Source organism: Staphylococcus felis (genome assembly GCF_003012915.1).
Taxonomy (GTDB): Bacteria; Bacillota; Bacilli; order Staphylococcales; family Staphylococcaceae; genus Staphylococcus; species Staphylococcus felis.
Genome location: NZ_CP027770.1, coordinates 708,667 through 721,753, shown reverse-complemented (window position 1 = coordinate 721,753; position 13,087 = coordinate 708,667). Strand labels below are relative to the sequence as shown.

10 protein-coding genes are annotated in these 13,087 nt (G+C 38.3%); 1 reads left to right on the top strand and 9 read right to left on the bottom strand.

Annotation, left to right across the window (positions count from 1 at the left end; translation table 11 throughout):
- Positions 1-105: 105 nt before the first annotated feature.
- From deoB to C7J90_RS03460, 5 genes are all read right to left on the bottom strand, one after another.
- Positions 106-1,284, bottom strand: a complete 1,179-nt coding sequence (gene deoB / locus C7J90_RS03480; protein ID WP_106465088.1) for a phosphopentomutase — start codon at positions 1,282-1,284, stop codon at positions 106-108.
- Positions 1,285-1,311: 27 nt separating this feature from the next.
- Positions 1,312-1,974 carry a deoxyribose-phosphate aldolase gene (gene deoC / locus C7J90_RS03475; protein ID WP_106465087.1) on the bottom strand — a complete coding sequence of 221 codons (663 nt, stop codon included), beginning with the start codon at positions 1,972-1,974 and terminating at the stop codon, positions 1,312-1,314.
- A 14-nt stretch (positions 1,975-1,988) separates the two neighbouring features.
- On the bottom strand, positions 1,989-3,335 hold the full coding sequence (locus C7J90_RS03470) for an MFS transporter (RefSeq protein ID WP_103209619.1): 1,347 nt from the start codon (positions 3,333-3,335) through the stop codon (positions 1,989-1,991).
- A 12-nt stretch (positions 3,336-3,347) separates the two neighbouring features.
- Positions 3,348-4,055 (bottom strand): purine-nucleoside phosphorylase, encoded by a 708-nt coding sequence (gene deoD / locus C7J90_RS03465; RefSeq protein WP_103209617.1) that lies wholly within the window; start codon positions 4,053-4,055, stop codon positions 3,348-3,350.
- Between the two features lie 478 nt (positions 4,056-4,533).
- A complete protein-coding gene (locus tag C7J90_RS03460; protein ID WP_232618897.1) occupies positions 4,534-5,262 on the bottom strand; it encodes a GntR family transcriptional regulator in 729 nt (242 codons plus the stop codon).
- 283 nt (positions 5,263-5,545) lie between these two features.
- Between C7J90_RS03460 and adhE the strand changes: the two genes are divergently transcribed.
- A complete protein-coding gene (adhE, locus tag C7J90_RS03455; protein ID WP_103208407.1) occupies positions 5,546-8,149 on the top strand; it encodes a bifunctional acetaldehyde-CoA/alcohol dehydrogenase in 2,604 nt (867 codons plus the stop codon).
- Between the two features lie 253 nt (positions 8,150-8,402).
- Here adhE and C7J90_RS03450 read toward each other — a convergent pair whose 3' ends face one another.
- From C7J90_RS03450 to C7J90_RS03435, 4 genes are all read right to left on the bottom strand, one after another.
- Positions 8,403-9,779: a nucleoside recognition domain-containing protein gene (locus C7J90_RS03450; protein ID WP_103208405.1), complete on the bottom strand. Its 1,377-nt coding sequence runs from the start codon at positions 9,777-9,779 to the stop codon at positions 8,403-8,405.
- Positions 9,773-10,882 carry an NAD(P)/FAD-dependent oxidoreductase gene (locus tag C7J90_RS03445; RefSeq protein WP_103208403.1) on the bottom strand — a complete coding sequence of 370 codons (1,110 nt, stop codon included), beginning with the start codon at positions 10,880-10,882 and terminating at the stop codon, positions 9,773-9,775. The genes C7J90_RS03450 and C7J90_RS03445 overlap by 7 nt, the downstream gene beginning before the upstream one ends.
- 191 nt (positions 10,883-11,073) lie before the next feature.
- Positions 11,074-11,766 (bottom strand): zinc-ribbon domain-containing protein, encoded by a 693-nt coding sequence (locus C7J90_RS03440; protein ID WP_103208402.1) that lies wholly within the window; start codon positions 11,764-11,766, stop codon positions 11,074-11,076.
- Between the two features lie 24 nt (positions 11,767-11,790).
- Positions 11,791-12,996 carry a PrsW family glutamic-type intramembrane protease gene (locus tag C7J90_RS03435; RefSeq protein ID WP_103208400.1) on the bottom strand — a complete coding sequence of 402 codons (1,206 nt, stop codon included), beginning with the start codon at positions 12,994-12,996 and terminating at the stop codon, positions 11,791-11,793.
- Positions 12,997-13,087 lie beyond the last annotated feature (91 nt).

The window sequence follows — 13,087 nt, the reverse complement described above, 5'->3', positions numbered from 1 at the left end:
TTCTTCGTAACTATAGGATACTTCTTCAAATTGTGCATGTGTTTGCGCTTATCACATAAAAAGAGATTAGAGCTCTGAACCCTAATCTCTTATAGTCAAGCTATGTTATTTTAATGCTTTTAAATAACTGCGGCCATAGTCAGGTAATGTTACGCCAAAGTTGTCCGCAATGGTCGCACCGATCGAACTAAAGGTCGTATCACCTTCCAGCGCTTGACCTCCGTTGAATTTTGGACTGTACATTAAGACTGGAATGTACTCACGTGTATGATCTGTTCCTTCTGCTGTTGGATCGTTACCGTGATCAGCTGTAATGATGAGTAAGTCATCTTCATGCAATGCTTCAAGCAAGTCCGGTAAGCGCTCATCAAAGTCTTTAATGGCTTGCGCATACCCTGGTTTGTCACGACGATGTCCATACAACGCATCGAAATCAACGAGATTTAAAAAGCTCATCCCTGTAAAGTCTTGCTCAACGACTTTCATGAGTTGATCCATGCCGTCCATATTATTCTTCGTACGAACCGCTTGTGTCACGCCTTCTCCATCAAAGATGTCATTAATTTTACCGATCGCAATCACATCGTAGCCTTCATCTTTTAATGTGTTCATCACTGTTTTGCCGAATGGCTTTAGCGCATAGTCATGACGGTTGCTTGTGCGGGTAAAATTGCCAGGCTCCCCGACGTATGGTCGTGCAATAATCCGACCGATCAAATATTTCGGATCTTTTGTCATCTCACGTACTTTTTCACAAATATCATACAGTTCTTCGAGTGGAATAATATCTTCATGTGCTGCAATTTGTAAAACTGGATCCGCCGATGTATAGACGATCAAATCGCCTGTTTTCATCTGATGCTCGCCCCACTCATCGATAATTTGTGTGCCTGATGCTGGACGGTTAGCGACTACTTTGCGTCCTGTCACCGATTCAATTTGTTCGATAAGTTCATCTGGGAAGCCATTCGGATAAACTTTGAATGGCTTGTGAATATTCAGTCCCATTATTTCCCAATGTCCTGTCATCGTATCTTTACCTACTGACGCTTCGCTCAGTTTTGTATAGTACGCTTGTGGGTCTTCAACACGCTTGACCACTGGTAGATCATCAATATTACCTAAGCCTAAACGTTCTAACGCGGGTAACGTTTGATTGAAGCCTTCTAATGTATGTTTGAGCGTATGTGAACCTTCGTCGTTAAAGTCTTTGGCATCTGGTGCTTCACCGATGCCGACTGAGTCCATTACGATGATATGAATACGTTGAAATGGTCTTGCCATACTCCTTCACTCCTCTTCGCCGAGTCATTAATAGTCTGTGTCTGCTTCTAATCCTTGCATAATCTGTACACCTGCACTTGCGCCTACACGCGTAGCACCTGCATCGAGCATTGCTTTAAAGTCATCTAAGTTTCGAACGCCACCTGATGCTTTCACTTCTAATGCATCCCCTACAGTATCTTTCATGAGCTTCACATCTTCAGGTGTTGCGCCACCACCAGCGAAGCCTGTAGATGTTTTCACAAAGTGCGCCCCTGCTGCTTTTGAAAGTTCTGACGCTTTCACTTTCTCCTCATCTGTTAATAAAACTGTTTCGATAATGACTTTGACTGTGTGACCTTGAGCCGCTTCAACTACAGCTTCAATATCACGTTGCACATCGTCATCACGCCCGTCTTTTAATGCGCCGATGTTGATCACCATATCAATCTCATCTGCACCTTTTGCGATTGCGTCACGTGTTTCGAATGCTTTCGTTTCAGTTGTTGACGCTCCGAGTGGGAAGCCAATAACCGTACACACTAAAACGTCAGACCCTTCTAATTGTTGGGCAGCATATTCAACATGAGTAGGGTTGACACACACTGATTTAAAGTGATATGTTTTCGCTTCTTCAATAATACGATCGATTTGATCACGCGTTGTTTCTGGTTTTAAAAGTGTATGATCTATATATTTTTCATAATTCATCATAAATAACTCCTTTAAGTATTTGATTGCGTCCATCGATTCAGGATGAGGAACAGAATTAAACCGATTATACTCATCACTCCTAGTAGACTTAAAATGACACCGAAATGTGTTGCAAGGGCAGTATTACCCGGGAAATTAAGCGGTTGATAATCAATAAGTGCTGCTGCTATTGCAATACCTACCGACACCGCTACGTTAATAATTAAATTATAAAAACCAATTGCTACACCCGTCATATGCATATCAATTGTACGTATCGTTTCGTTTAACAATGGTGCATACATTAAAGCAAAGCTACCTGCAAATAAAATCATAGAAATGACAAAAATGCTCACATTTTGACCTACTGTTAATGCAGGTAAAAACAGACTGATTATAATAAGACATATCGCTGTGATAATCGCTTGTTTTGAATTCAAAACGTTCCCAATTTTACCACTTAGCGCACCTACAATCACTGCAACGATATAACCCGGCACTAGTAATAAAGACGTCACGTCTAATTTAAAATGATAAATCTGTTCCATAATAAATGGAAATGTAAAAATATAACCTAACTGAATCGCATACATCACAAATACGATAAATAAAAACGACGCATAACGCTTATTTTGAAAGAATGTCTTATCAACTAACGGTCTCTTCGCATTTTTGATATAAAGTGCAAATACCATTATCGCAACGAATGCACCGATTAAATAAAGCCAATTAAAGTTTGTAATAAACAACATCACTGTTGTCGCGATAGTCGCAACTAACACCAAACCTATAAAGTCGAGGTGTGCTTTGTGTGTTCCATTTTCTTTAGGCAATAGCTTAAAGAGAAACGGCAAAGTAAATACGACAATCAATGCAATTAAAAACATATTTGTCCAATGCAGATATGTTGAAATAAATCCGCCAGACAACGTACCGATAACGAGTGAAAGGGAATAACTACTCGTACTCAATCCGAGATACGTTTTTTGATCCTCTTTAGATAGATACTTTGCCACATAAATCACATACAACGTTTCGGCTGCAGCAAGTCCTGCAGTTTGGATAATGCGTCCTGCTAAAACAAGTGCAAACTGTTGTTGAAAAATATAGCCAATCAATGAACCTATAATGATTAAAAAGACACCATAAATAAATAACGTTCGAATACTAATTGCATCTGATAAAGAGGCATAGACAACTGCCCCAATCCCAATGACAAGACCTGCTAATGTTGCTTGCCAACTCACTGTCGTCACAGATATGTTTAAATCATCTGCAATCGCAACTGAAATCAGCTTAAACGAATTGTCAATAACTAAACTAAACACGAATAAAAATAGTAAAATCGGCACTGCTCTTTTTACTTTTGCATACGCCATACATCCTCACTCCTACACAAGTGAAAGTGCAATTTCAATCATATCTGTAAATGCACGTTCTCTCTCTTCTGGACTTGTTGATTGATCATGTATTAAATGGTCACTCACTGTAAAGACACCTAATGCTTCAACCCCACCATATATCGCATTCATATATAATGCTGCTGATTCCATTTCTACACCTAAAATACCCATACGCATCCAGCGCTCTGTTGCTGTGCTATCTGCATTATAGAAAATATCACTCGATAAAATGTTACCTACATGATATGAAACGCCTTTTTCACGCGCTTTGTCTACTGCTTTTTCTAATAAATGGTATGAAGCGATAGGCGCAAAATGACCTGGTAAGCGATATTGCTGAACATAATTTGAGTCTGTTGAAGCACCTTGAGCAATAATCACATCATACAGTTGGATATCGTCTTGCATCGCGCCACAAGAGCCAACGCGAATCAGCTTCTTGCACCCAAATGTATGAATTAATTCATATGAATAGATACCTATAGAAGGGATACCCATACCCGAACCCATCACTGATACTTTCTGCCCGCGATACGTCCCAGTATAACCAAACATATTACGAACTGTGTTAAATTGTTGTACATCTTCCAAATACGTCTCCGCTATAAATTTGGCACGCAACGGATCACCCGGTAATAATACCGTTTCTGCAATCTCGACGTTATTCATTGGTTTAATATGTGGTGTTGTTTTCATCTTAACAACCTCCCTATGTTGTATAGTTATTTGTCTAATTGTCTAACCACTTATATATTACAACAAAAAGATAACGCTTTCAATCCATGATTTATGACATCTTTAAGAACTTTTTCTTCTAAAAGATACATCTTTACCGTCAAAAAAGAGGCTAGGATATAACGCTTAAAATAAATAACGCTAAAAGGGGACTGGGACATAAATATCTCAGTCCTTATTTTTTAAAGTATAACAGTGAATCATGACATGCATAAACGACGTATTGTTGGCGAGACGCCTGAGGGAATAGGATGAGCGTCGAGACTGGGGCTCGACCCATCCCCCTAGGAAATGCGAGCCAAACAATACGAATGATTGATAAAGGAAAAGCGTAGAGATGATTCAATCATGAATCATCTCTACGCTATATTTTGGGATTATGGCCCAGCCTCGATTACTGAGATATTTATGTCCCATCTCCTTCAATGATGGAATTATTTTAATTGTCACGAATTCGTGTTACTTTAATTTCTGCATTATCTTGTGGGAGGTACCATTTATTAATGATAATTGGGCTGTCATGATTACTATAGAGGGACTCCATTACAAGCCAACATTGCTGACCTCCATCAAAAACATTCTTATCATGCTTAAAGTGTGGATTGTGTGTGATAGCATACTTCAAGTCTGATTGATATGCATGTTGATAGACCGTTTCTTCTACAAATGTAATCATTTCCGTTTCATTTTGAGTCTTAATACCAAAAGTATCGATGACATTTAATGGAATAAATGTAAAACATAAAGCATCGGCGTTTGAGTTATCATCTCGCGCATAATAGCGTTCCATTGCAATCACAGCAGATGGATGGTGTGGAAATAAATAATTTGTATAGTCGCTCTCCAAATCAACTCGATAATTCACGGATTGAAGAGTCATAGGAAAGCGCGCCATTTGATATAACGGATGCGCTAAAGTCGTTACACTTGAAGCGTGACGTTCATGTAACTTTGAAATCACGAAATGCCCTTTTCCCCGAACACTTTCGACTACACCATCTTCTACGAGTAACTTAATTGCTTGACGCAAAGTCATGCGACTCACACCAAAGCGTTCACACAACACTTTTTCAGTCGGCAATGCGGCCCCTCCCGGAAATTTCCCTAGCTGTATTTCTTTATATAATGTATTATAAATATTTAAAAATTTGGGCTGTGATTGAGTCACAAAACAACCTCCCATCATTCTTAATTCAAAATCGTTCATACACCGAAAAGTGGATGCATAACATTATCTTCTACTATCATACAATAAACGCTAACAGTATCCTATCCGAATCTTAATTCTAAAACGCTCCTTTTTCAAAATGCTTTGACATCAAAGCCTCGGATGATTTTGTTCACGATTTAGACGCAATTGATTCAAAAGGCTACCAAAATTACTTTACCTTCCTCATAAATTATACTATACTGATTGTGAAAAAAATCACAAATGGTTGGAGGTATGCATTATGTCATCTGTTTTAGAAAAAAAGTCTCAAGAAGTTAACGTTTTAGAAATGATTAACACACTCGCTACCAATGGACAAATTGCCCTGAAAGCCCTCGCAACAAAATCTCAAGAAGAAATAGACCGTATTGTACATGAAATGAGTATGGCAGCGGTAGATCATCACATGTCTCTCGCTAAACATGCCTATGAAGAGACAGGTCGCGGTGTTTATGAAGACAAAGCGATCAAAAATCTATATGCATCTGAATATATTTGGAATGCGATTAAAGACAACAAAACAGTTGGTGTCATCGGTGAAGATACTCAAAAAGGATTAACTTATGTCGCTGAACCTGTTGGCGTGATTTGTGGTGTCACACCTACAACAAACCCAACATCAACGACTATTTTTAAGGCGCTGATTGCTATCAAAACAGGAAACCCTATTATTTTCGCTTTTCACCCAAGTGCACAACAATCATCAAAAGCAGCTGCTGAAGTGGTTTTACAAGCAGCGATTCGTGCTGGTGCTCCTGCTCATGCGATTCAATGGATTGAACACCCTTCAGTCGAAGCGACTAAACAATTGATGAATCATAAAGATATCGCATTGGTTCTTGCAACAGGTGGTTCTGGAATGGTGAAGTCAGCTTATTCGACAGGTAAGCCTGCACTTGGCGTTGGCCCTGGTAACGTACCGTCGTATATCGAAAAAACAGCACATATCAAACGCGCAGTCAATGATGTAATCGCATCTAAAACATTTGATAATGGTATGATTTGTGCTTCGGAACAAGCTGTTATCGTTGACAAAGCAATATATAGCGAAGTCAAACAAGCATTCAAAGCGCATCAATGTTATATCGTCTCAGCTAAAGAACTTGAACGCCTTGAAAATGCCGTTATGAATGAAGATAAATACGCAGTGCGCCCAGATATCGTTGGACGATCTGCAATGGAAATCGCTGAAATGGCCAATATTAAAGTCCCAAATGGTACAAAATTGCTAATTGCTGAATTAGAAGGTGTCGGTAAAGATTACCCGCTCTCTCGCGAAAAATTATCACCCGTCTTAGCGATGGTTAAAGCCAAATCAACAGAAGATGCGCTTACATTATGTGAAGGTATGCTTGATTTAGGTGGTCTTGGACATACTGCAGTCATTCATACAGAAGATACACAATTGCAACAACAATTTGGATTAAGAATGAAAGCGTGTCGTATTCTTGTAAACACACCATCAGCTGCTGGAGGTATTGGTGATATGTACAATGAATTAATTCCATCGTTAACATTAGGGTGCGGTTCTTACGGTAAAAACTCTGTATCACATAACGTGTCAGCTACAGATCTTATCAATATCAAAACCATTGCGCGTCGTCGTAATAATATGCAATGGTTCAAACTTCCACCCAAAGTATATTTTGAACAAAATGCATTACTTTATTTAACAGAAATGGAAAAAGTAGAACGAGTCATGCTCATTTGTGACCCAGGTATGGTCGAATTTGGATACGCTGAACGCGTTGAAAGTGTATTAAGACGACGCCATAAGCAACCACAAATTAAAGTATTTAGTGACGTAGAACCAAACCCATCAACAAACACTGTTTATAAAGGATTGGAAATGATTGTTGACTTCCAACCAGATACGATTATTGCGTTAGGCGGTGGTTCTGCAATGGATGCCGCAAAAGCAATGTGGATGTTTTTTGAGCACCCTGAAACATCATTCTTTGGCGCTAAACAAAAATTCTTAGATATTCGTAAACGGACTTACAAAATTGGCAAACCCGAAAATGCGACATTTATCTGTATTCCAACAACATCTGGAACAGGTTCAGAAGTAACACCTTTCGCAGTAATTACAGATAGCGAAACACATGTAAAATACCCGCTAGCAGATTATGCCTTAACACCTGATATCGCAATTGTTGACCCACAGTTTGTGATGAGTGTTCCTAAAAGTGTTACAGCTGATACAGGTATGGACGTATTAACTCACGCTATTGAATCTTATGTATCAGTGATGGCTTCAGATTATACGCGTGGCCTTAGCCTTCAAGCAATTAAGCTTACATTTGATTATTTAAACCAATCTGTCGAACAAGGTGATGCTGTATCTCGTGAAAAAATGCATAACGCTTCAACAATGGCTGGTATGGCTTTTGCCAATGCGTTCTTAGGTATTTCACATTCTATCGCACATAAAATTGGTGGCGAATACGGTATTCCACACGGACGTACAAATGCCATATTGTTACCACATGTTATTCGCTATAATGCAAAAGATCCACAAAAACATGCATTGTTTCCTAAATACGAATTTTTCAGAGCACATACAGATTATGCAGACATCGCGCGTTACTTAGGATTAAAAGGCAACACAACAGAAGAACTTGTCGAAGCTTTAGCAACAGCAGTCTATGAACTCGGTCGCTCTGTAGGTATCGAGATGAACTTGAAATCTCAAGGTGTCACAGAAGCAGTCCTTAACAACACAATCGACCGAATGGCAGAATTAGCATATGAAGACCAATGTACAACAGCCAACCCAAAAGAACCCCTCATCAGTGAACTTAAAAACATCATCCAAACAGCATATGACTATCAAGGTTGTTGAACAAGTGGTCAGGATTCAAGCAGAATGGAATGACGAGCAAAATTGTTCCCCAAATTTTGCCGAGTCATGATATTCTGTCGAGAATCCTACTTGTGAAACACCTTTGATTGAACTATAACCATTCACTTCTAATCAAAATATCAAAACCGAGCATGACAACGATAGCATGCTCGGTTGATTTTTTAAGTATGCGTGCATTCAATCCGTCAGGCGAAACTTTAAGGTAAAATACCTCAAACGGTATATTGAAAGTTTAAAAGAACATACGACTTACTCCCACTATCATCGCTAATACAATTAAACAACATAATGATGTCACCATTTGTTTGCCAACTATTTTAGCCCCTTCTTTTAACCCTAGTCGTCGTATCATCATTGTGATTGTCACGGAACACGCAGTAAAAGTCGAACTCAAAAATACAAGTGCTAAAACTTGTATTGTCGAAAGGGATTGTAGTACCTGCCCATTTTGAACATTAAACAAGAGCATACCGTCTTTACGAATCATTGAGAACAAAATCCCTGGTGAAAGTTCGGTTGGGATATGCAGTAACATTAAAATAGGTGTAAATACTTGTGATAACGTGATTAATAGTGGCGTCAATGATAGTAGACTCACAATGAGACAAATACCGATAAAAATGGGCATCGCTTGATATAAGAACATTTTAATTTGGTCAGTGATTTGCTGACCTAATTTTTGCCAAGATGGCCATTGAAGCGGCCGCACAATATGAGCAGGCGGTTGAGTCACATAAAAGTGCATTTCAGACTGACTTACTAGCCTTATACTTCTCATCCTACTTTGCCATAGATAATTATGCAAAATGCCTCCTAAAAACACCATCAACAAATAAGGCATAAACAGCCATGACACATGTGCTGTATTCATAATCGATAACGTTGCCCCAATCTGATAACTACAGGATGACCCAAAACTAATCAAACTCATACATCTCTCTTTTGTACAGATATGACATTGATGATCGGCTTGTACAACAGCAGCTGCATTACATCCAAATCCCTCTAATACCGGTACAATATCAATAGCTTCAAGACCAATGCGTTTCATAGAAGGCTCAATAGACCAGATAACATAGTCTTTAACATGTGTGTGTTCAATCAATGCTGTAGCACAACTGATCAGCACTACAACTGGTAACGCCCAGACTAAAGAATATGTCCCTAATGACATCACGCCATAATCTCCAAAGAAAATGTGGTGTAGCCATTCAATGTGAAATAACGACCCTTTAGAAATCCCACTTAATACTGGCATAGCAATGTGGGATTGCAACCAATCTGAAAAATGATATGCAATATAAATCGGTAACGCAAACATCACTAAAATAATCAGCCATCCAAGTAATGTCTCTCTTTTACGCGGGATATGATTTAGACTTTCAGAGACAAATTGCGATAAACATTGTGATAACCTTTGACTTTTATCTTTTGTTGACGACACACTTTGTTGTAATGATAAATCAAGTTGATATTTCATAATATATTGTCTCAGTAATCGATACTGACTATTCGTCAATTTTTTGACGTTTTTTAACTTAAATTGATGCGGTGTCTCCGGAATCTCTGACATATCACCAGTTTTGACATCAAATATCACTTCTAACATGAGCAATCCACTTCACAACAACTATAATCGTCAAGATACATGTGATTATTTTTAAATTCTTGAATAATTGATGCGTCTAAAGGAAGCCCTTCTCGTTCAATGATTTCTCGTGCAAGAACTGCAAATCGTGCTCTAAATTTGTAAATATAACACAGTATGGCTGATTCATGACGCACCGTTGCCCCTATCATAAAAACATTAGGATAACGTGTCGATTCGTCTAAGTCCGATAACAGCACTTCATTATGACGCACCGTGAATAACTGTTGTACGAGTGGATTTTGTGTCACATCAAAACCAGTCGCAAGAATCGGTTGTGTTTCGGTATGGACGACTTTTCCATCTTCAAACAAAATCTCATATCCTGACTCAGAACGTCGTGTGGCGATGGCTTTATAATGCACATTCATCTCAATGTGAGCCCCCTCTTTAACCGCTTCTGCTAGTCGTTGTCGTGTATATGGTGACAATCGTATACTTGGATCTGCATCTGATTGCTTCAGTCCAGTCGATGTCGTATAAATCGATACATCAGCACCTTTTTTAGCAAGATGAATGGCCGCGTCAAAAGCACTCTCATTTCCTCCTATAATGACAAACGCATCTCCCTCAAGCTGACTAAAGTCTGTAATCTCGCTATAGTGAAGCCCATGCTCTAAAGGTCTATGCGGAAAAGCATAATCACCAGTCGCCACAAAGATATAATCTGCAATCACTGTACCTTGTGATGTTTTGATTTCATACGACGCATCTACCCACGACACACTTTCCACTTCAGTTTGAGTCGAAATATGCAGCCCGTAATGCTTTGCTACAACCTCTAAATATTCAGCATAAGTCTCGCCTGACAAATGTTCAGTATTAAATGTAAATGCAGGTGACGTATCCATTGAAATGGCATTCATATCTGGCATACCAAATCCATTCGATGTGAATGATGGCGTAATTGTTCGTGTCGTTTGAGGCCATTGCTTAAATGAATGGCCAATCGTTCCGCGCTCAATCACAAGGACATCTTCAACATTCAAAGTCTTCAACGTAACAGCCATCCCAATGCCCGCAGCACCAGCCCCAATAATTACAATGCGATGATGTTGTTCCATATGAAACATCCTCTCTTTATAAAACGTAATAATTACGATTTATAATTATAACGCTATTGTCCTAAGGTTTCAATGGAAATGTAGTGTCAAAGCATGCCTCAAACATATCAAAAAGAGGTTATTACAAACTAGGTTGTCGTAGGCGCTATGTTGCCCTAACTTAGACCTAAATCTGTATAACCTCTCACATATTAACGATCAATTTGATTTACATTTTCAATACCGATAACTTGACCCTTTTCGTCTACATATACTTTAATTGTAAAGTCATTATTGGGTTGATCATCATAAATGAGTCCACCTTCATCGGCTTTCATCGTAGGCGTACCATGATAATTCTCATACTGATAAACACTTGTATTTTCTGGTACTACAAAATAACGATGCACCCTATCATTTTCATAATTCACGGCGATGTCTCCATATTTTTCAGCTGACACACCTGCAATGTGAAGCGTTTCTTCCGGTTCACCATAATCACTCTCAATTTGATTGCGACTCATACCTAGTTGGACCCCATCATATCCATTTCGGCGATCTTGATGCATAAATTGCGCACTAAATTGTGCCGATAAAACATTGATTGTCGGTGTCTCATAAGATGAGGTCGTTGATTTTTGGTTTGTAATAGGAACATCATTTTTGCCTAATAATTGATACACTCCGAACAACAGTCCAAGTATCAAGACAATAAAAGTACATATACTCAACAATATCAAAGGGAGCTTACTTTTATTTTCCTTCGCCACAACTTTCTGATAATGCTGTTCTGTTCTGCTCATATTCGATAGTTGATGATTCGATTGTCTTACACGTTGACCGCATTGATGACAAAAATTTTGATTTTCACGCAAAGGATGGCCACATTGACTACAATATTTCATTGTCATATCCTCCTTCAGCAAACATTATATTTCTTTCATTTGTCGCGCTTCTTCTTGCAGAATATTAACTTGCTTCAATCCTGCCTTCATCAATATAAAAATAAGTAACCATGCCGTCACACTTAATAGTATAAACTTCGCATTATCACTTCCAAAAAAAGTAATCGATGTATCCCAAAAGCTATGTAAAATCACTGATGACAAAAAGAAAAATAAGAAACGTTTATCAACAGCATTACGAAAGCCAAAGTTGTTATGTTCTTTTGCAATTACAATAGCCGCACCTATAATCGCTGACCATACTAAATGTGTTCCAATAGCTGTCCACGCCCTTAAAAAGACTAAATTAATAATAGATTCATCATAGTTAAGAGAGAATGTTAAGATGTATCCTGCCGACTCAAACATAGCAAAGCCTGCACCGATAGCGCCACCAATCAACAGCCCATTTAAAATCTTATACGTTTTATTTTTGTTTACAAAATAGATAATAATCAGTGCCTTACCCATTTCCTCTACTAATCCTACCATCAGCGCATCAAACACGGTCATTGCACCATAATCATAATAGTCCTTACTAAATGTGACAAAGTGATACAATATCATGGTACTTATTAAAGATATCACGCCACCTACAAAAAACATTTTTAAAACTTCAAATAAACTCATGTTCTTAAAAGCATTAGATTCAAAGAAAAATATGAGGCCTGTGAGCGGAACTGTTAGCGCACCTATAAATATTAAGCCCGGTATCGCCAACTCATTCTCAAATGTACTGCTTAATATCCATAAAGCCAAAAATGTAATAGCAAACGCCACGAATACTCTTGAAAATAACCAAGGTTTTCCCCACTCTTCAGATACTTCTTCCAACAGAGGCGTTGTTTTTTTCGTTCCCGCTATAAATATTTCTTCGGATTCATCTCTAGAATGAAACTTAAATACTTCTGAAAACATATCTTTTAAATTCAAATTCAGTACTTCTTCACTGCCAGCAAACTTACCTATAGATTTCGTCGTATGATCAAATAATGTTTTGGCTTCGTGCTTTAAATTAACATGATTAACAGCACTTCTTTTCGATTGCTTCTCGTCTCGTATCTCTTCAATATGAGAATCTTCTTTCATTCGACTTTCTACAGATGTTTTATTATTCGTTAACGCATGACCACAATACATGCAAAATCGATCATGATCATGCACTGTACGACCACATTGACTACATACCATATGTTTCTCCCCTATCCTTTAAACAACTCTATAACAATAGTATTATACTTCAACTACACTCTCCATTTCACTATCAAAAATATTTTTTATT